Origin of the sequence: Desulfovibrio legallii (genome assembly GCF_004309735.1) — a bacterium.
GTDB classification, from domain to species: domain Bacteria; phylum Desulfobacterota; class Desulfovibrionia; order Desulfovibrionales; family Desulfovibrionaceae; genus Desulfovibrio; species Desulfovibrio legallii.
The window spans coordinates 270,090-288,911 of the sequence record NZ_SIXC01000001.1; the positions used below are offsets into that span (position 1 = coordinate 270,090).

General features: G+C 63.5%; 20 protein-coding genes and 1 pseudogene. 16 read left to right on the plus strand and 5 right to left on the minus strand.

Going from position 1 to position 18,822, the window contains the following annotated elements; all coding sequences use genetic code 11:
• Positions 1–16: 16 nt before the first annotated feature.
• The 16 genes from cutC (at position 17) to EB812_RS01205 (ending at position 13,806) form a co-directional block, all read left to right on the plus strand.
• A complete protein-coding gene (gene cutC, locus EB812_RS01130) occupies positions 17–2,566 on the plus strand; it encodes a choline trimethylamine-lyase (RefSeq protein ID WP_118228882.1) in 2,550 nt (849 codons plus the stop codon).
• Positions 2,567–2,658: 92 nt separating this feature from the next.
• Positions 2,659–3,591, plus strand: a complete 933-nt coding sequence (gene cutD, locus EB812_RS01135) for a choline TMA-lyase-activating enzyme (RefSeq protein ID WP_130957725.1) — start codon at positions 2,659–2,661, stop codon at positions 3,589–3,591.
• A 23-nt stretch (positions 3,592–3,614) separates the two neighbouring features.
• Positions 3,615–4,202, plus strand: coding sequence for a BMC domain-containing protein (locus EB812_RS11945; protein WP_130957726.1), 588 nt, complete (start codon positions 3,615–3,617; stop codon positions 4,200–4,202).
• A 6-nt stretch (positions 4,203–4,208) separates the two neighbouring features.
• Positions 4,209–5,789 (plus strand): acetaldehyde dehydrogenase (acetylating), encoded by a 1,581-nt coding sequence (locus EB812_RS01145; protein ID WP_118228879.1) that lies wholly within the window; start codon positions 4,209–4,211, stop codon positions 5,787–5,789.
• 63 nt (positions 5,790–5,852) lie between these two features.
• Complete coding sequence (locus tag EB812_RS01150) at positions 5,853–6,140, plus strand: BMC domain-containing protein (protein WP_118228878.1); 288 nt, start codon at positions 5,853–5,855, stop codon at positions 6,138–6,140.
• 66 nt (positions 6,141–6,206) lie between these two features.
• Positions 6,207–6,908: a phosphate propanoyltransferase gene (locus tag EB812_RS01155; RefSeq protein WP_130957727.1), complete on the plus strand. Its 702-nt coding sequence runs from the start codon at positions 6,207–6,209 to the stop codon at positions 6,906–6,908.
• Positions 6,909–6,910: 2 nt separating this feature from the next.
• The gene (gene eutJ / locus EB812_RS01160) at positions 6,911–7,738 is read left to right on the plus strand and encodes an ethanolamine utilization protein EutJ (protein WP_118228876.1); all 828 of its coding nucleotides are present in this window, start codon (positions 6,911–6,913) and stop codon (positions 7,736–7,738) included.
• 25 nt (positions 7,739–7,763) lie between these two features.
• Positions 7,764–8,369: a hypothetical protein gene (locus tag EB812_RS11615; protein ID WP_165450854.1), complete on the plus strand. Its 606-nt coding sequence runs from the start codon at positions 7,764–7,766 to the stop codon at positions 8,367–8,369.
• Between the two features lie 8 nt (positions 8,370–8,377).
• The gene (locus EB812_RS01170) at positions 8,378–8,668 is read left to right on the plus strand and encodes a EutN/CcmL family microcompartment protein (RefSeq protein WP_118228875.1); all 291 of its coding nucleotides are present in this window, start codon (positions 8,378–8,380) and stop codon (positions 8,666–8,668) included.
• A 3-nt stretch (positions 8,669–8,671) separates the two neighbouring features.
• Positions 8,672–9,244, plus strand: a complete 573-nt coding sequence (locus tag EB812_RS01175) for a BMC domain-containing protein (protein ID WP_118228874.1) — start codon at positions 8,672–8,674, stop codon at positions 9,242–9,244.
• 7 nt (positions 9,245–9,251) lie between these two features.
• A complete protein-coding gene (locus EB812_RS01180) occupies positions 9,252–9,560 on the plus strand; it encodes a hypothetical protein (RefSeq protein ID WP_118228873.1) in 309 nt (102 codons plus the stop codon).
• A gap of 363 nt (positions 9,561–9,923) precedes the next feature.
• The gene (locus tag EB812_RS01185) at positions 9,924–10,208 is read left to right on the plus strand and encodes a BMC domain-containing protein (protein WP_092152868.1); all 285 of its coding nucleotides are present in this window, start codon (positions 9,924–9,926) and stop codon (positions 10,206–10,208) included.
• A gap of 178 nt (positions 10,209–10,386) precedes the next feature.
• Complete coding sequence (locus EB812_RS01190) at positions 10,387–11,493, plus strand: 1-propanol dehydrogenase PduQ (protein ID WP_118228871.1); 1,107 nt, start codon at positions 10,387–10,389, stop codon at positions 11,491–11,493.
• A 65-nt stretch (positions 11,494–11,558) separates the two neighbouring features.
• On the plus strand, positions 11,559–12,881 hold the full coding sequence (locus EB812_RS01195) for a 4Fe-4S dicluster domain-containing protein (protein WP_130957728.1): 1,323 nt from the start codon (positions 11,559–11,561) through the stop codon (positions 12,879–12,881).
• A 12-nt stretch (positions 12,882–12,893) separates the two neighbouring features.
• A complete protein-coding gene (locus tag EB812_RS01200; protein ID WP_118228869.1) occupies positions 12,894–13,445 on the plus strand; it encodes a BMC domain-containing protein in 552 nt (183 codons plus the stop codon).
• Between the two features lie 13 nt (positions 13,446–13,458).
• Positions 13,459–13,806, plus strand: coding sequence for a BMC domain-containing protein (locus tag EB812_RS01205; protein ID WP_118228868.1), 348 nt, complete (start codon positions 13,459–13,461; stop codon positions 13,804–13,806).
• Between the two features lie 151 nt (positions 13,807–13,957).
• On the opposite strand, the gene clpA is transcribed toward EB812_RS01205, so the two are convergent.
• The 5 genes and pseudogenes from clpA to EB812_RS01230 all read right to left on the minus strand — a co-directional run.
• A complete protein-coding gene (gene clpA / locus EB812_RS01210) occupies positions 13,958–16,267 on the minus strand; it encodes an ATP-dependent Clp protease ATP-binding subunit ClpA (RefSeq protein ID WP_130957729.1) in 2,310 nt (769 codons plus the stop codon).
• Between the two features lie 9 nt (positions 16,268–16,276).
• Positions 16,277–16,597, minus strand: a complete 321-nt coding sequence (gene clpS / locus EB812_RS01215; RefSeq protein ID WP_118228866.1) for an ATP-dependent Clp protease adapter ClpS — start codon at positions 16,595–16,597, stop codon at positions 16,277–16,279.
• Positions 16,584–17,255 (minus strand): class IV adenylate cyclase, encoded by a 672-nt coding sequence (locus tag EB812_RS01220; protein ID WP_130957730.1) that lies wholly within the window; start codon positions 17,253–17,255, stop codon positions 16,584–16,586. The genes clpS and EB812_RS01220 overlap by 14 nt, the downstream gene beginning before the upstream one ends.
• An 8-nt stretch (positions 17,256–17,263) precedes the next feature.
• Positions 17,264–18,607: a DNA repair protein RadA gene (gene radA / locus EB812_RS01225; protein WP_130957731.1), complete on the minus strand. Its 1,344-nt coding sequence runs from the start codon at positions 18,605–18,607 to the stop codon at positions 17,264–17,266.
• Between the two features lie 69 nt (positions 18,608–18,676).
• Positions 18,677–18,822: pseudogene (locus tag EB812_RS01230) on the minus strand (integrase core domain-containing protein); the annotation flags it as partial.

The window sequence follows — 18,822 nt, forward strand, 5'->3', positions numbered from 1 at the left end:
CCCATGGAGGATACAAGTGGACCTGCACGAATTTTCCCAAAAAATAGCGGAAGTCGCCAATAGCCTTTCCCCGGACGAACGCCGGCAACTGCGTGAGCTTTTTGCCCACACCGCCCCAACGGGCGCCATGGCCGCCGCGCACGCATCCGCTGCTGCGCTTGCCCCCGCAGCGGCGGGCACGGGTGTGCCCGAAGGGCCCACCCGCCGCCATGTGCTGCTGAAGGAAAACTACCTCAAACAACAGCCCAGCATCACCATCCACCGCGCCCGGGCCATTACCAAAATCGACAGAGAAAACCCCGGCATGCCGCGTATTCTGCTGCGCGCCAAGGCCTTCCGCTACTGCTGCGAAACAGCCCCTCTGGTCATTCAGGACCACGAGCTCATCGTGGGCGCGCCCAATGGCGCGCCGCGCGCCGGAGCTTTTTCGCCGGACATTTCCTGGCGCTGGCTCAGGGACGAGCTGGAAACCATTGCCAACCGCCCGCAAGACCCTTTTCACCTTGCGGAGGAAGATAAAAAAGTTCTGCTGGAAGAGATCTTCCCCTACTGGGAAGGAAAATCTGTGGACGAATACTGCGAGGCGCAGTACCGCGAAGCCGGTTTGTGGGAACTTTCGGGCGAATCCTTTGTTTCCGACTGCTCCTACCACGCCCTTAACGGCGGCGGCGACTCCAACCCCGGCTACGATGTCATCCTCATGAAAAAAGGCATGCTGGACATCCAGCGCGAGGCCCGCGAGCATCTGGCCCAGCTGGACTACGACAAGCCCAAAGACATCGACAAAATCTACTTCTACAAATCGGTCATCGAAACCACCGAAGGCGTCATGTGCTATGCCAAGCGCCTTTCGGAATACGCGGCCCAGCGCGCCGCCACTGAAAGCGACCCCGTACGCCGGGCCGAACTGGAAAAAATCGCCGCGGTCAACGCCCGCGTGCCCGCTCACGCCCCCACCACTTTCTGGGAGGCCATCCAGGCCGTGTGGACCGTGGAATCCCTGCTGGTGGTGGAAGAAAACCAGACCGGCATGTCCATCGGCCGCGTAGACCAGTACATGTACCCCTTCTTCAAGGCCGATCTGGAAGCAGGCCGCCTTACGCCCTACGAGGCCTTTGATCTGGCGGGCTGCATGCTCATCAAGATGTCGGAAATGATGTGGCTCACCAGCGAGGGCAGCTCCAAGTTCTTTGCCGGCTACCAGCCTTTTGTGAACATGTGCGTGGGCGGCGTTACCCGCGAAGGGCGCGACGCCACCAACGCACTGACCTACCTGCTCATGGACGCCGTGCGCCATGTGCGCATTTACCAACCTTCCCTGGCCACCCGCGTGCACAATACCTCGCCGCAGGAATACCTGAAAAAAATCGTTTCCGTCATCCGCTCCGGCATGGGCTTTCCCGCCGTGCACTTTGACGACACCCACATCAAAATGATGCTCGCCAAGGGCGTGGATATGGAAGACGCCCGCGACTACTGCCTTATGGGCTGCGTGGAGCCGCAAAAATCCGGTCGTCTTTATCAGTGGACCTCCACCGCCTACACCCAGTGGCCCATCTGCATTGAGCTGGTGCTCAACCGCGGCGTGCCCCTGTGGTACGGCAAGCAGGTCTGCCCGGACCTGGGCGATCCGAGTCAGTTTGACACCTTTGAAAAGTTTGACGCCGCCGTCAAGGAGCAGATCCGCTACATCACCAAATGGTCCAGCGTGGCCACGGTCATTTCCCAGCGCGTGCACCGCGACCTGGCCCCCAAGCCCCTTATGTCCATCATGTACGAGGGCTGCATGGAGCACGGACGCGACGTGGCCGCCGGCGGCGCCATGTACAACTTCGGCCCCGGCGTGGTCTGGAGCGGCCTTGCTACCTATACGGACTCCATGGCCGCCATCAAAAAGCTGGTCTACGACGACAAAAAATACACCCTGCAGCAGCTCAATGAGGCCCTCAAGGCCGACTTTGAAGGCTACGAAAGCCTGCGCGCCGACTGCCTGGCCGCCCCCAAATACGGCAATGACGACGACTATGCCGACAGCATAGCCGCCGACCTCATTGCCTTTACTGAAAGGGAGCACCGCCAGTACCACACGCTCTACTCCGTCCTCAGCCACGGCACCCTTTCCATCTCCAACAACACGCCCTTCGGGCAGATGCTGGGGGCCTCGGCCAACGGGCGCAAAGCCTGGCTGCCCCTCTCCGACGGCATCAGCCCCACTCAGGGCGCGGACTGCAAAGGGCCCACAGCCATCATCAAGAGCGTGTCCAAAATGTCCAACGACAACATGAACATCGGCATGGTGCACAACTTTAAGCTCCTGCCCGGCCTGCTGGACACGCCCGAAGGCGAACAGGGGCTCATCACCCTGCTCCGCTCCGCCAGCATCCTGGGTAACGGCGAAATGCAGTTCAACTACCTTGATAACAAAACCATGCTGGAGGCCCAGCAGCATCCCGGCGACTACCGTGACCTGGTAGTCCGCGTGGCGGGCTACAGCGCCTTCTTTGTGGAACTGTGCAAGGACGTGCAGGACGAAATCATCAGCAGAACCGTGCTCAAAAACCTCTAGCGGCAACCGGGGGCCGTCCCTTACGGCGGCCCCCGCCGCCCCAGAGCAGCAAGTACACACAGCACACACCCCCTTACGGCAGAGGAAACACAGTGATCGAGCGCAAGGCCAACGTATTCAACATCCAGAAGTACAATATGTACGACGGACCGGGCATCCGTACCCTGGTGTTTTTCAAGGGCTGCCCCCTGCGCTGCCTCTGGTGTTCCAATCCGGAGAGCCAGCACTGCCGCCATGAGGTTTTGTTCAAAAAAGACCTCTGCGTCCACTGCGGGGCCTGTGTGCCCGTCTGCCCCGTGGGCATTCACAGTATGGTCAATGCTCAAAGTACCCATATGGTGGACAGGAGCAAGGACTGCATCCGCTGCGAAGCCTGCGTGCGCGCCTGTCCGCAGGCGGCCCTGGCCATTGCCGGAGAGCGGAAGAGCATCTCCGGCCTGCTGGAAGTGGTGGAGCAGGACTGGCTGTTCTATGAAAATTCCGGCGGCGGCCTCACCGTGGGCGGCGGCGAACCTATGCTGCAGCACGAAGCCCTGGCCAATCTGCTGCTGGCCTGCAAGCAGAAGGGTATCCACACAGCCATGGAAACCTCCGGCTACGCCAAACCGGAGGTAGTACGCCAACTGGCGGAAATCTGCGATCTGTTTCTCTTTGATGTCAAGCATATGGACGCCGACAAACACTACGCCCTCACGGGTGTGCGCAACGAACACATTTTGGCCAACCTGCAATGGCTGCTGGAAAACGGCTGCGCCGTCAACATCCGCATGCCCCTGCTCAAAGGCTATAATGACGAAAATGAAGAAATACACGCTGTTGGGCGTTTTCTGGCCTGCCATGCGGAACGAAAAAACCTCAAGGGCATTGATCTTTTGCCCTACCACCGCCTGGGTGTGAGCAAATACGCCCAGCTGGACCGGGACTACGCCATTGAAGGCAACCCGGCCCTGGACGATACGGATCTGGAACGCATCCAGAAAATTTTACTAAGCTACGGCCTCGCGGCCAGGGTTATCAAACACTGATGCCCGCCCACTGGAGGAAAATCATGCTGGCACTGGGACTTGTGGAAACAAAAGGGCTGGTGGGCGCCATAGAGGCGGCGGACGTCATGCTCAAGGCCGCCGACGTGCGCCTGCTGGAAAAATCACTGGCCTCAGGCGGGCTCGTCACCATCACCATCGCGGGCGAGGTAAGCGCCGTACAATCCTCCGTGGAGGCGGCGCGGGCCGCCGTGGACCGTCTGGACGGGGCCGTCCGCATTTCCTGCCACGTCATTCCCCGCCCGGACGGCGAACTGGAGCGCATCCTGCAGTTGCAGCCCCCCTGCGCCCAGGCCGCAACGGAAGAAGAACCGCCGGTTACGGCTGCCCCCGACGCTGCGGCAACCCCCGACGCTCCTGCCACAACTGACGTCGTTGCTGAAGCCGCCATACCCATGCCGGAAAACGCGGCAGCAACGTCGCCCCCCCCTAGCCTCTTTGACCGGGAAAAGGCCAAAGCCATGAGCATGGGAGCCCTGCGCCGTCTGGCCACGGATTTGAAAACGGACCTGAGCAGCGCCCAGATAGCCGCCGCCAACAGGCAAACCCTGCTGAACGCCATTGAGCGCGCGACACGAAAGGAAAAGGAGTAATGAAAAATGGTTGATAAGGATCTGCTTTCCATTCAGGAGGCCCGCGCCCTGGTGCGCGCCGCGCGCAAAGCGCAGCCGGAGTTTGCGCGGCTCTCGCAGGAGCGCGTGGACCGCGTGGTCTGCGCCGTGGCCGAGGCCGCCGCATCCCAGGCCGAATCCCTGGCCCGCATGGCTGTGGATGAAACCGGCTTCGGCAAACCCGAAGACAAAAAAATCAAAAACCTGCTGGCCAGCGAAAAGGTCTGCGCCCGCATCAAGGATATGAAGACAGTGGGCGTGCTGCACGCCGACGCGGCCTCCAAGATAGTGGAAATTGCCGTGCCCGTGGGCGTTATCGCCGGTATCGTGCCTTCCACCAACCCTACCTCCACGGTCATTTACAAGTCGCTCATCGCGCTTAAGTCGGGCAACGCCATTGTCTTCACCCCGCACCCCAGCGCCAAAAAGTGCATTGCCCGTACCGTGGAGATCATCCAGGGCGCACTGCGCGCCTGCGATGTCGCGCCCGACCTGGTCAGCAGCATCAGCCTGCCTACCATTGAGGGCACCAATGAACTCATGAAGATTGCGGACCTTATTCTGGCCACCGGCGGCCCCGGCATGGTCAAGGCGGCCTACAGCTCCGGCACGCCGGCCCTGGGCGTGGGCGCTGGCAACGTGCCCGCCTACATTGAGCGCAGCGCCGACGTCAAAGACGCCGTTGCCAAGATCATGAGCAGCAAAACCTTTGACAACGGCACCATCTGCGCCTCGGAGCAGTCCATCGTCACTGATGCCTGCATTGCCGACCAGGTGCGCGCGGCCCTGCAGGAACAGGGCGGCTACTTCCTCACCGGAGAAGCGCTGACCAAGGTCAAAACCGTCATGGAACGCGGCAACGGCAGCATGAACCCGGCCATCGTGGGCCGCGACGCCGTGACCATCGCCGGCGTTGCCGGCATTGAGGTGCCGCCCGGCACCCGCCTGCTCATCTCGGATGAAAAGGGTATCGGCCCCAAGTACCCCTTCAGCAAGGAAAAGCTCACCGCACTGCTGGGCTTCTATGTGGTGGAGGACTGGCGCGAAGCCTGCGAAGTGTGCACCGCCCTGCTGCACAACGGCGGCGTGGGGCATTCCTTGTCCATCCACTCCCGCGATGAGGACGTGATCCGCGAATTCGGCCTGCGCAAGCCCGTTTCCCGCATGCTGGTCAATACGCCTTCCACCCAGGGGGCTGTGGGCATTTCCACCGGGCTCTTCCCCAGCTTTACTCTGGGCTGCGGGGCCGTGGGCGGCAGCGCCACGTCTGACAACGTAACGCCCCTGAACCTCATCAACGTGCGGCGGGTGGCCTACGACCTGCACACCCCCTGCGACTTCCGCGGCCAGCCCGCCTGCACCGCATCAAGCGCCTGCGGCGTTTCCTCCGTACCAGGCGCGGCAGCACGGCCATGCCCGCCCTCGGCCGCTTTGAGCAACTGTTGCGGCCATGCCGCCAACCACGATGCGGTCGTGGCCCCGCAAACCCCGGCCCCCGCCCCTGGCGGCAATCTGGACATCAACGCCATTACCGAACTGATTGTGGCCGAACTGAAAAAAGCCCTCTGATTCCGGCGCAATCCCCTACGCCGTTAACCACATATCTATCGCAACTGTAAAGGAGAAACCGCTATGACCACTTCTTCCAACGCCCTGGGCATGATCGAAACCCGTGGCCTGGTGGGCGCTGTTGAAGCCGCCGACGCCATGGTCAAGGCCGCCAACGTTACCCTTATCGGCCGCAGCCAGGTGGGCGCGGGCCTGGTCACCGTCATGGTCCGCGGCGACGTGGGCGCAGTCAAGGCCGCTACGGACGCCGGGGCCGCTGCCGCCAAAAAGGTGGGCGAACTGGTGAGCGTGCACGTCATCCCCCGTCCGCACAGCGAAGTGGAGATGATCCTGCCCCAGCGCGAAGCCTAACCCAATTATCAACCCGGTACCGGCGGCGGGGCGCCCCCGCCCCGCCAGCCGTAAACGGAAGCAACCATGACCGCACAGACCTGCACAGAACAGAATATCAAAGACCTTCTGGAACGCCTGGTGCGCGGCGTGCTCGCTGAAACGCGCGCAACCCCCGCCGCCGGCACGGCCCCCGGCCTCGCGCCCATGAACGCCGGGCCCATACCCGTGGAAATATCCGCCCGCCACGTGCATTTGAGCACTGCCGACGCCATCAACCTGTTTGGCGAGGCTCTGCGCCCCCACAAGCCTCTCTCTCAGCCGGGCCAGTTTCTGAGCACCCAACGCGTGCGTCTCATCGGCCCCAAGGGCGTCATGGACAACGTGGCCGTGCTGGGCCCGGTCAGGGACGCTTCACAGGTGGAAATCTCCAAAACCGACGCCCGCGCCCTGGGCATTAATCCGCCCGTACGCCAAAGCGGCGACACTGCGGGCTCCCCCGGCATCATCCTGGCCTCGGCCACGGGCATTGTGGGGCTGGAATCTGGCGTCATCGTGGCTTCGCGCCATATCCACATGCACACGGACGACGCCGCCCGCTTCGGCCTCAAAGATAAAGACATGGTGGACGTTCGCCTGGATACGGAACGCCCGGTTATCCTGGAAAACGTCCTGGTCCGGGTAAGCCCGGACTTCAAACTGGCCATGCATATTGATGCTGACGAAGGCAACAGCGCCGGTTGGAAGCCTGGCGCTACGGGCGTGGTTATCGCCCTGCACAGGAGCTGAGCATGGACTTTACCGCCGTCGACAAGCGCATTGCCGCCCTGGAGGCCACCCGTGCCAAACCGTGCAAGGTCAGTCCCACAGAGCCCCTTGCCGTGGGGTTGGACCTGGGCACGGCCTATATTGTGCTGGCCGTGGTGGACAGCCGACAACGGCCCGTGGCCTGCGCCGTGCAGAGCGCCCAGGTGGTGCGCGACGGCCTGGTGGTGGACTACGCCGGCGGTCTGCGCATGGTGCGCGCCCTCAGGGAACAGCTGGAAGACAGCCTGGGCCGCAAGCTGGAAAAAACGGCCATAGCCGTGCCCCCCGGCACCGGCGAACGTGACTGCGCTACCCACCGGCATGTGGCCGAGGGGGCCGGACTGGAGGTCACCGCCCTGCTGGATGAACCCACGGCCGCCAACAATGTGCTGGGCGTGCGCGACGGGGCCATTGTGGACATCGGCGGCGGCACTACCGGCATTGCCGTGCTGCGCGGCGGCCAAGTGACCTATGTGGCGGACGAACCCACGGGCGGCACGCACCTTTCCCTGGTGCTGGCCGGCAACTACGATGTGGACTTTGAGGCGGCCGAGGCCCTGAAAAAAGACCCTGCCCGCCAAAAGGAAATCCTGCCCGTGGTGCGGCCCGTCATTGAAAAGATGGGGGCCATTATCCAACGCCATGTGGCCGGACGCGGCGTACAGACCCTCTACCTGGTGGGCGGCACCTGCTGCCTGCCAGGCATGGAAACGATCATCGCCAGATACACGGGCCTTACGGCCCGCAAGCCCGCCAATCCCTTTTTGGTTACGCCCCTGGGCATTGCCTTGGGTTGCGGCGCGTCCGCCTGAGCGGACAAAGCAAGGACTCTGAACCATGAACGCCCCAATGCAGGACATTGTCGCCGCCGTGGTAGGCCAGGTGCTGGAAGCTCTGGGCCGCCCTTCCCCCGCGGGCGAAGCCGGGCCTTTAGCGGCGCTGCTGCCCCCGGAAGACCTTCGTCTGGCAGCAGCCGTGCGTGAAAGGCTGCCCCAGGCGCGGGTGCGCTGCGACCCGGCCGGGCACGGCCCCCGACCAGACTTCTACGTCATCCCGGAACTGAGCTGTTCAGAAATGGTCGACCTGGCCCAGGGGCGGGCCTCCTGTCTGGCCCTGGCCCGGGTGCTGGACCTTCTTCTGGCGGGCAACGCCGTGCGCACCCTGGGCTTTGCTTACCGTGCGCACGAGGCCACGGCCCCTGAGGCCCTGTGGCGTCTGTATCAAGGCTATGAAGCTGCACTGGCCTCCTACGGGCTTACGGAGCTGCCCCCGGCGGCCCCGGAGGCCCTGCTCTCCCGCCGGGAGTTGGTGGCGGCCGCCCACGTGACCGAGGCCGTCCGTCAGGGCGCGCGCGTGCTGCGCGTTCCCCGCCGGGCCGTTGTTACGCCGCTGGCCCGTGAGGCGGCAGCGGAACAACATCTGACCATCTTGCAAAACCTGTAGGGGGCGCCATGCTGGTAGGCATTGTCGTCGGAAACGTCTGGGCCACGCGCAAGGAAGACGCCCTCAATGGGCTGAAGCTCATGGTGGTGCAGCGGCTGGACCTCGCCCACAACAAACTGGCCGAAAGTTTTGTGGCCGTAGACTGCGTGGGCGCGGGCACAGGCGAAAAAGTGCTCATCACCACGGGCAGCTCCGCCCGCAAGGCGCTGTTTAATGAAGAGGCTCCCGTGGACGCCGCCATTGTGGGCATTCTGGACCAGGAAGACATGATGGGCTGCAAAGCCCCGCGCAAGGAGTAGGCCGTGGACACGCTGGGCATAGTGGACAGCCGCAGCATAGCCGCGGGCACGGCCTTGGCCGACAGCATGCTCAAGGCCGCGGCCGTGACCCTGGTGCGAGCGTCAGTGGTCTGCGCCGGAAGGCTGCTCATTGTGGTGGAAGGCGATCGCGAAGCTGTGGAAACGGCCGTACGGACCGCGCGTGAAGCTGAAGCCTCCCTGGCGGGCAGCTACATTATCTCTCCCGTGGACCCGCAGGTGCAGGCGGCCCTGCGCCGTCGGCCCCAGCCCGCGGCCGGGCAGGCCCTGGGCGTGGTGGAATGCCGCAACGCGGCAGACGGCGTCATGGCGGCGGACGCTGCGGTCAAAAAGGCCCAGGTGGCCCTCATGCGGCTGGTGCTGGGCCAGGGCATAGGCGGCAAATCCTTTTTTGTGCTCACGGGCGACGTGGCCGCCGTGCGCGAGGCTGTGGACACGGCCACGGCAGAACTGGGCAAAAGCCTGCTGCGGGCAGTGGTCCTGCCGCGCCCGGAGCCGGAAGTAACCCAGGCCCTTGCGGGCGTGGCCAAACCTAACCCCGCCCCGGCGGGAGAATGAGGTGTGTATGAGCAAGACGCTGATAACCGTGGATAACCTTCAGGACTTTATTCACGACAACCGCCTGAATATGGATGCAGACAAAATCCTCACCGCCGGCGCACGGGACGAACTCACCCGACGCGGCGTCGACGTGGTCTACGACGCGGCTCCGGCTGGGGCCTGCGCCGCTCACGCGGCCACTACTCCGGCGGATACAGATCTGCTGGTGGGTGTGGCCGCCATCATCAAACAGCACTACGGCATCACCGATCCGGAGGATCTTAAAAAGGTTACCCTGGAAACCGTGGCTGCCATCGGCAAGGGCCTGCACTAGAGCAGTTAGCGAATGAAATGAGCTAACTGCTCTGCAAGGATTTTCTTGAAAATCCTTGCCACGAAATGCGAGAAGGCAGGCTTTTGCCTGCCGTAAGCGAGCATTTCAAGTGTTAAATGCTCTAGAGCAGAGAACCGTTGAGAATATGTCTTCTCAAAGATTATGGCACGGTTGTTCCGGCGCCTACCTGCGCAAAAACATAGCGATGCTGTCTTCATCCGTAGTTTCCTGCGTCGCAACGGCTGCGGCTGCGCTTGCGCCTCCATTATGGGCGTCTGCTTACGCAACCGCCAGGACATTGCGACGTTGCAATGCTTGGCGCGCCCCTGACAACAACACTTTTGCAGCAATAAGGAGAATACAATGAGTACAATGACGGATGCCCTGGGCATGATTGAAACCAGAGGTCTGGTGGGCGCGGTGGAAGCCGCCGACGCCATGGTCAAGGCCGCCAACGTGACCCTCATCGGCAAGGAGCAGGTGGGCTCCGGTCTGGTAACGGTCATGGTGCGCGGCGATGTGGGGGCCGTGAAGGCCGCTACGGACGCGGGCGCGGCCGCCGCCTCCCGCGTGGGCGAGCTGGTGAGCGTGCACGTCATCCCCCGCCCGCACGAAGAAGTGGAAATGATCCTGCCCAAACGCCGCTAAAGCCTTTGCCATGAGCGGCAGGTCGTGGCCGGAGCCGGTTTGACCGGTTCCGGCGCGACGGCAAAACCCCGTCCGCGGCGACGCAACGCGTTTCTGAACACAAAAAAACCAATCCGGCTCCATCCCGGCCCGAATCCGCCCGGTTCGCGGCGGCCCCCAAGGCCTTCCGGAGGAAAGAGTGACCCAGTTTTACGGAAAGACAAAAATCTGCTACGGCCCCTATGCCCTGGAAATGCTGGAAACCTTCCCGGCCACGCAAGCCTTTGTAGTGACAGACCCCTTTATGGTCAAAAGCGGCTTTGCGGACCAGGCCATCAGCCACCTCAAGCGCAAGGGCGTAGGCCACACCCTTTTTTCCGGCGTGGAGCCAGACCCCACCCTGCAGGCCGTGGTGGCGGCCACCAAGCTCTTTCTGCAAAGCCGGGCCGACCTTATCCTGGCCCTGGGCGGCGGTTCGGCCATAGACATGGCCAAGGCCATTTCCTACTTCGGCCGCAAGGCGGACCAGAGCCGACAGACCTTGCTGGTGGCCATACCCACCACCAGCGGCACGGGTTCGGAAGTGACCTCCATAGCCGTCATCACGGACAAGGAGCAGGCGGTCAAAATCCCCCTCAACGACGAGTTGCTTATCCCCGATGTGGCCATTCTGGACGCGCGCTTCACCCGCACCGTGCCCCCGGCCGTCACGGCCTCCACCGGCATGGACGTGCTGACCCACGCTATAGAAGCCTACACCTCCCGTTACAGCAACGTCTTTACGGCCATCTATGCAGAACGGGCCATCCGCCACGTCTTCACCTACCTGCGCCGGGCTTACGTCCACGGCGACGACATGGTGGCGCGCGACAACATGCTCATTGCCTCCTGCATGGCCGGACTGGCCTTTACCAACAGCGGTCTGGGCATCACGCACAGTCTGGCCCACAGTCTGGGCGGGCTTTTTCACATTCCCCACGGCCTGGCCAATGCCGTGCTGCTGCCGCACGCTATTCTGTTTAACCGGTTCGACGCCGGCGTGAAGTACAAAGAAATTGCCGAAATGGCGGGCATTGCCGCCCCCACGGTGGAAGAAGGCACGCATAACCTCGTGGCCGCCGTGCGCGAACTCAACACCGCCCTGGGCATCCCGGCCCAGGTGCGCCAGCTCAAGGTGGATGCCGTCCAGTACCGTGCTCATCTGCCCTCCATGGCCGCCAACGCTCTGGAAGACATCTGCACCCAAAGCAACCCCCGCATGCCCTCGCTGGACGATCTGGCGGAACTGCTGCTGCGGGCCTGGTAAACGCCGCCGGGCCACAGGCGCGGCCCGCCGCCATAGGAAAACGGTTCGATAAAAGAGAGTGTATCATGGGAAATCAGATTGTGGAGGCCATCCGCCAGGCGGGTGTGGTGGGCGCCGGCGGCGCCGGGCTGCCCACGCACGTAAAGGCCGACGCCAGCGTCGGCACGGTTCTGGTCAATGGCGCCAGCTGCGAGCCCCTGCTCATGAGCGACCCTTACCTGCTGGAATGCCGCACCGAGGAACTGTTGCGCGGGCTGCGGGCCATGATGGATTGCACGGGCGCGCAACGGGGCGTGGTCTGCCTTAAAGGCAAGCACGCGGCGGCTTTGCGGCAAGTGCGTCAGGCCGTGGCCGACCGTCCGGACATGGACGTTTTTGAACTGGGCGATTTTTACCCCGCCGGCGACGAACAGGTCATGGTCTACGAAGTGCTGGGCGCTGTGGTGCCGGAGCGGGGCCTGCCCCTGCAGGTGGGCGCTGTGGTCAGCAATGTGGAAAGCCTCTGCAATGTGGCGCGCGCCCTGGAGGGCAAACCCGTGACCCACCGCTACCTTACCGTGGGCTGTGCAGTGGCCCGGCCCATGGTGCTGCGCGTGCCTGTGGGCACTTGCGTGGACGAGGTGCTGCGCTTTGCGGGCGGCCCCACCCTTACGGAGTATAAAGTAGTAGACGGCGGCCCCATGATGGGCCGGGTGCTGCCCCATACACAGCAGCCCGTGACCAAGACCACCAGCGGCCTGCTGGTGCYGCCTCCGGACCATACGGTGGTGGCCCGCAAAATCATGGACGAACGCACTGTGCGGCGGCTGACCAACACAGTCTGCTGTCAGTGCTCCCTGTGCACAGACCTCTGCCCGCGCAACCTGCTGGGGCACAGCCTGCATCCGCACAAGCTCATGCGCGTGTCCGCCGGGACGGCGGCGACGGAAGTTCCTGTGGCCAAAGAGGCCCTGCTCTGTTCCGAGTGCGGCATCTGCGAAAAATTCGCCTGTCCGCTGGGCCTTTCCCCACGCGAGGTCAACGCTCAGCTCAAAAGAGAACTGGGCAAGGCCCGCATTGCCTGGCAATACGACGGACGCCCCCTGCACCCGTCACGCTTTCGGGAGGAGCGGCGCATCCCCACCAGCCGCCTGGTGCAGCGTCTGGGCCTGAGCGACTATGCGGCCCACCCGCCCTTTGTGGGCGATTATGTGCCCACGGAGGTGCGCATTCCCTTGCGCCAGCATATCGGCGCGCCCGCCGTGCCTGTAGTAACAGTGGGCCGGCAGGTGCACGTGGGCGATCTGCTGGGGGAAATCCCCGAAGGCGCCATGGGCGCACGCGTACACGCCAGCATCAGCGGCACAATACGTGCGGTGGAAAACGGCTTTATCACCATCAGGGCTTAAAGGGACAGCATCATGAGAGTACGCACTATCGGCTGTGTAGAACTGAACAGCATCGGGCTGGGCATGGAAACGGCAGACGCCATGGTCAAGGCGGCCCAGGTGGAACTGGTGCTGGCGCGCACCACCTGCCCCGGCAGGTACCTGATCATCATCACGGGCGACACCGGCGCGGTTACCGACTCCGTGGAAACCGGCCTGCGCCTGGGCGGCGACATGGTGGTGGACAGCTTCGTCATCCCCAATGTGCATGCGGACGTGGTCCCGGCCATGAACGGCACGGCCCTGCCCGGCCCCATCAACGCCCTGGGCGTTATTGAAACCTACACGGCGGCCTCCTGCGTGCTGGCTGCTGACGCCGCGGCCAAAGCCGGCGACGTGAGCCTGCTGGAGCTACGGCTTTCCGCCGGGCTGGGCGGCAAGGCCTTTGTGGTCATGACCGGCGAGGTCAGCGCCGTGCGCTCTTCCGTAGAGGCCGGGGCGGCCAACGCAGCTGCGGCAAATCCCGTAGTCAGCAAAATCGTCATCCCCTCCCCCAGCGAAGAACTGAAGCGGCAACTGCTCTAGCCCGGATGCCCCTATGGAAGACCACAAGCAGCGCATAATTCAGGAACATGTGCCGGGCCGTCAGGTTACCCTGGCCCACCTCATCGCCAGCCCCCAGCGGACGCTTTTCCACAATCTGGGGCTGGGCGACCGGCAGGCCTCGGCCATCGGCATTCTGACCATCACCCCCAGCGAAGGCGTAATTATCGCGGCGGACATCGCCACCAAGGCCGCCGCCGTGGAGGTGGGCTTTCTGGACCGCGTGGGCGGCTCCCTGCTTTTTACGGGCGACGTGGCCAGCGTAGAAGCCGCTCTGCGCGCCGTGCTGGACTACTTTGACGCCACCCTGCACTACGCCCTTACGGCCCTGACCCACTCCTGAGGCGGCTGCGCGCCGCAGGCCAGCGCACAAGGCTATACAGGAAGACCGCACTGTGCAGACGCACCATCAGGCGTAAGCAATCAACATTATAAAAGCATACAAAAAGGGAAAGCCCGTGGGCTTTCCCTTTTTGTATGCTACCGCACCGGCCTCAGGCTATCGCATTCCTGGTGTTTTTTTGGGCCTTGCCCGCCGCCTTGGGGGCGGGTCCGCTTTCCAGTTCCAGCCCGTCGTTGGAGCACGTCAGCCGGGCTTTGCCGCCCTTCTTCAGGTTGCCGAACAGCAGGGCGGAGGCCAGCCGGTCTTCCAGCTCCGTACGCAGCAGCCGCCGCAGGGGCCGCGCGCCCATGGCCGGGTCAAAACCCTTGCGGGCCAGCCAGCGCCGGGCCGCGTCGGTTACGGTCAATTCTACCCTGTGTTGCTCCAGGCTCTGGCGGATGTCACTCAAAAACTTGTCCACAATGCGCAGCATCATGGGTTCCGTCAGGCTGCCAAAGGGCACCAGAGCGTCCAGCCGGTTGCGGAACTCCGGGCTGAAGGTGTTTTCCACGGCCTTGAGCGCCTTGTGGGCCGCGTCCTGCGGCACGGAACCCGCAAAGCCCATACTGGGCCGGGACATTTCGAAGGCTCCGGCATTGGAGGTCATGATCAGCACCACGTGCGAAAAATCCGTCTTGCGTCCGGTGTTGTCCGTGAGCGTGGCGTAGTCCATAACTTGAAGCAATACATTAAAGATATCCGGATGAGCCTTTTCCATTTCATCCAGAAGCACCACAGAGTAAGGCGCCTTGCGCACGGCCTCGGTGAGCAGACCGCCCTGGTCAAAGCCCACATAGCCGGGAGGCGCGCCGATAAGCCGCGACACGGCGTGTTTTTCCATATACTCGCTCATGTCATAGCGCAGAAATTCCACGCCCATGAGCTTGGCCAGACTGCGGGCCACTTCGGTCTTGCCCACGCCTGTGGGCCCGTAGAATAAAAAGGCCCCGGCCGGACGCTGCTCCTGCCCCAGGCCGGCGCGCGCCCGCAAAATGGCCCGCACGGTGACTTCAATGGCGGTTTCCTGGCCGAACACCAGCTGCTTGAGGTCCTTTTCCAGGTGGGCCAGGCGCGTGCGTTCCTTGCCGGAAACCGTGCGCACGGGCACGCCCGCCATGCGGGCCACCACGCGCTCCACATCGCCTACGCCCACCTGCGGGGTTTCTTCTCCGCGCGCCGGCCGCACGCCACGCCCCAGGCGCACGGCCGCGCCGCACTCGTCCAGCACGTCAATGGCCTTGTCCGGCAGCAGGCGGTCGCGCACGTGCCGGGCGGTCAGGTCCACCATAGCCTTAAGGGCCGCCGGGACATAACGCACCTTGTGGTAGTCCGCGTAGCGCTTTTCCAGCCCCTGCAGAATGCGCAGGCACTCTTCCGCACTGGGTTCGGTGAGGTCGATGCGCTGAAAACGCCGGGCCAGGGCGCGGTCTTTTTCAAAATGGTTGCGGAATTCCTCATAGGTGGTGGAGCCGATGCAGCGCAGTTCGCCTCCGGCCAGCACGGGCTTGAGCAGGTTGGAGGCGTCCAGGGAGCCGCCGGAGGTGGAACCCGCCCCCACAATAGTGTGAATTTCATCAATAAACAGGATGGAATCGGGCTGTTCCTTAAGCCGCTGCACCACGGCCTTGAGGCGGCCTTCAAAATCGCCGCGGTAGCGGGTGCCCGCCAGCAAGAGCCCCATGTCCAGGGCGTAAAGGTGGGTTTGGGCAAACATTTCGGGCACACGGCCCTCCACGATGCGCAAGGCCAGGCCCTCGGCCAGTGCGGTTTTGCCTACGCCGGGGTCGCCCACAAACAGCGGGTTGTTCTTGCGGCGACGGCAGAGCACCTCCACGGCGCGGTCCAGCTCCGCCTCCCGGCCCACCAGGGGGTCGATCTTGCCCTCCCGCGCCCGCTCGGTGAGGTCTACCGTATATTGGGCAAGCGGATCGGCGGCCTTGGCCTCCTTGCCGCCCTCGGCGCCGGCCTGCTCCACGCCGCGCGAACCGCCGCCCTCTTCCAGGCCGTGCGACACAAAGGTCAGCACGTCCAGGCGTTCCACCCCTTGCTTGCGCAGATAGAATAGGGCGTAGCTCTCGTCTTCGTCCATGATGGAAATGAGCAGATCGCCCAGTTCTACCGTGTCGCGTCCTGAGGAGCGGATATGCGCCAGCGCCCTGTCCAGTACGCGCTGTACGCCCTCGGTCTGGGAGACTTCATGGTTGCGCGTGAGGGGCACGGACTCCAGCTCCCGGCTGAAAAACTCCTCCAGCTGTTCGCGCAGCACCGGCACGCTGGCGCCGCTGCCCTCCAGGATGATGCGTCCCCGCATGTTGTTGGTAAGGGCAAAGAGCACGTGCTCCACGGTCAGCAGGTCGTGCCGACGGCGGTGGGCTTCCATGAGCGCGTCACGGATGACGCTTTGAACACTTTTACTCAGCATAGGCGTATCTCAATGGACTTTTTCCATAGTGCATTTGAGGGGATACCCCGCGGCTCTGGCCGTAGTGCGCACCCTGTGGACCTTGGTTTCCGCCACTTCCTGGGTGAACACACCGCACTGGCCCACACCCTGATGGTGCACAAGCAGCATGATGGCCGTAGCCTCTTCGGGGGTTTTATGAAAGATGTTGCGCAGTACGCTGACCACAAAATCCATGCTGGTATAGTCGTCGTTGTGCAGCAGCACCCGGTAGCGTTCCGGTTCCTTGATTTCCTGCTCCACCGCCACACGGCTCTGGCCGTCGCTACGGTTTGCGTCATTCCATGACATGGGAAGGCTCCGACACGGTGTTCTCGCCGCCGGGCGCGTCCGGCGCAGGGATATCCGCCGGAAGTCCCAGCTTTTGCCGCCACGCGGCCCGCTGCGCCGCGTCAAACACGAAAGAAAATTGCGGCGGCTGGTGGTTTTGCCGCAGCCATTCCTGGTGCAGCTCATGATAACTTTTGGTGCTTATTATGGCTTTGTCAAGAGCAAGGCGGCGCTGCACCGAATCAATATGCGCGGCCAGCCCCTCCAACTCCACCACATCTATGAAGGAAAGCGCGTCCAACTCCACTTCCACATCTTCAAGCCGCCAGGGCTCGCGCACCTTTTCGTAGCGGGCCGTCACCGTGTAGCCCAGCCCGGCCAGAATGGCGTGCAGGGTTGGGCCGTCCTCTACCGTCGTTTCCAGCTCCTCGCGCACCTTATAGTAGCCGGACGCGGGCGCGGGCCGCTTGAGGGTGAGCACATGGCGGGTACGGTCCGGCCATTCCTGACTGCGCAAACGCAGCAGGCGGCCGCTTTCCAGCAGGGCGCGGTCGGGCGCGTCAAAGACCCAGTTGCTCTCAAAATGCGCGCCCAGGCAGTGCGCGCCGCTGTCCGCCAGGGTCTGACGCAAGGCTTGTAAATCCACATGCAGATATTTACGTTCCACTTCCAGGGGCATGGCCGACCTCATTTGCGGTGAAACAAACGCTGCTGCAGGGCCGCGATGGTGCCCACGCCTCCCTGCCCTGCGGCCGGATGCAAAATGGGCTCGAACCCCAGACGGCGGGCCTGCTTCAAGCGCAGATCCTGCGCCGCCACGGGCCGCACCTGGCCGTTCAGGTCCACCTCGCCCCACAGCACGCACTTTTCCGGCAGGGCCACGTCATAATACGACGAAAGCACAGCGGCCACCAGCGCCAGATCCAGCCCCGGCTCAGTAAGTTTCATGCCGCCGCCCACCTTGGCATAAATGTCCACCTGACCGAAATTGAGCTTGAGGCGCTTTTCCAGCACGGCCAGCAGCAAATGCAGCCGCCCCACATCAAAACCCAGGGCGGCCCGCCGGGGAATGCTCAAAAAAGTGCGCGAAACCAGAGCCTGCACCTCCACGGCCAGGGGACGCTGGCCGTCCACGGCCATAACTACCGCCGTGCCCGAAAGGCTCGCGTCGCGCTGGCCCAGAAAAAAGGTTGCGGGGTCGTCCACCACCTGCAGGCCACGGGCCGCCATGCGGAAGACCAGCAGCTCTTCGTTAGGGCCAAAGCGGTTCTTGAACACCCGCAGCAGACGGAACATCTGGCGGCGATCACCCTCCAGGGAAAGGACCGTATCCACCATATGCTCCAGCAGGCGCGGCCCGGCCAGCACGCCATCCTTGGTCACATGCCCCACCAGAATGAGAGTGCAGTCCGCGCGGCGGCAAAATTCCACCAAGGCCGTGGCCACGGCCCGCACCTGTGTGACGTTGCCGGGCAGGCCCTCGGCCTCCAGGCTGGTCAGGGTCTGGACGGAATCTACGATCAGCAAGGCGGGCGCGGCGGCCGTAGCCGCTTCCAGCACGTCTTCCACGCGAGAGGTGGCCAAGGCCAGCAGACGGGAGTCCAGCAAGCCCAGACGTTCGGCCCGGCCCCGAATCTGCGGCAAGGATTCCTCCCCGCTGGCATAGAGCGCTGTACGCCCCCCGGCCGCCACCATGCCCGCCACCTGCAGCAACAGGGTGGACTTGCCTATGCCCGGCTCCCCGCCCATGAGCAGTGCGGCTCCGGGCACCAAGCCCTTGCCCAGAATGCGGTCCAGCGGCGCAAGGCCGCTGCCGAAAGGCTCGTGCCCTTCGTCCGCCACGGCGTGCAGGGGTACGGCCCGACCGCCCACGCCCGCGACGCCTGTCCGGTGCGGCGTCCTAACGGCGGTCTTGGGCTGGGTCACAGCTTCAAGGGTATTCCACTCGTGGCAACTGGGGCACTGCCCGCGCCACTGCGTGGTCTGTGCCCCGCAGGAGGAACAGCGGTACACTTCACGTATTTTTGCCATGCCTCAAGCCTACGGAAAAAGTCCGGAACTGGCAAGGCGGCGCGGGTCAGACGGCAAGTCTTGCCGTCCCTAGATGTAGAGTGTCAATACGTTGTTCACCCTCGCTCCAATTTTGAAGCCGGAGGTTTCCTGCCAAGAGCCGTGTGAGGACGCGAATAATTGTAGTGATGCGTCCATATGGGCAAGTTGGCTGCCCTTTTCCATGAGTGGGTGTA

Coding starts and splice junctions, on each gene's coding strand:
- EB812_RS01145 (WP_118228879.1), top strand. CDS start 4,209: ATGGTTGATAAGGATCTGCTTTCCATTCAGGAGGCCCGCGCCCTGGTG.
- clpS (WP_118228866.1), bottom strand. CDS start 16,597: ATGTCATGGAATGACGCAAACCGTAGCGACGGCCAGAGCCGTGTGGCG.
- clpA (WP_130957729.1), bottom strand. CDS start 16,267: ATGCTGAGTAAAAGTGTTCAAAGCGTCATCCGTGACGCGCTCATGGAA.
- EB812_RS01220 (WP_130957730.1), bottom strand. CDS start 17,255: ATGCCCCTGGAAGTGGAACGTAAATATCTGCATGTGGATTTACAAGCC.
- EB812_RS01200 (WP_118228869.1), top strand. CDS start 12,894: ATGAGAGTACGCACTATCGGCTGTGTAGAACTGAACAGCATCGGGCTG.
- EB812_RS01185 (WP_092152868.1), top strand. CDS start 9,924: ATGAGTACAATGACGGATGCCCTGGGCATGATTGAAACCAGAGGTCTG.
- EB812_RS01205 (WP_118228868.1), top strand. CDS start 13,459: ATGGAAGACCACAAGCAGCGCATAATTCAGGAACATGTGCCGGGCCGT.
- EB812_RS01180 (WP_118228873.1), top strand. CDS start 9,252: ATGAGCAAGACGCTGATAACCGTGGATAACCTTCAGGACTTTATTCAC.
- eutJ (WP_118228876.1), top strand. CDS start 6,911: ATGGACTTTACCGCCGTCGACAAGCGCATTGCCGCCCTGGAGGCCACC.
- EB812_RS01155 (WP_130957727.1), top strand. CDS start 6,207: ATGACCGCACAGACCTGCACAGAACAGAATATCAAAGACCTTCTGGAA.
- EB812_RS01170 (WP_118228875.1), top strand. CDS start 8,378: ATGCTGGTAGGCATTGTCGTCGGAAACGTCTGGGCCACGCGCAAGGAA.
- EB812_RS11615 (WP_165450854.1), top strand. CDS start 7,764: ATGAACGCCCCAATGCAGGACATTGTCGCCGCCGTGGTAGGCCAGGTG.
- radA (WP_130957731.1), bottom strand. CDS start 18,607: ATGGCAAAAATACGTGAAGTGTACCGCTGTTCCTCCTGCGGGGCACAG.
- EB812_RS01150 (WP_118228878.1), top strand. CDS start 5,853: ATGACCACTTCTTCCAACGCCCTGGGCATGATCGAAACCCGTGGCCTG.
- EB812_RS11945 (WP_130957726.1), top strand. CDS start 3,615: ATGCTGGCACTGGGACTTGTGGAAACAAAAGGGCTGGTGGGCGCCATA.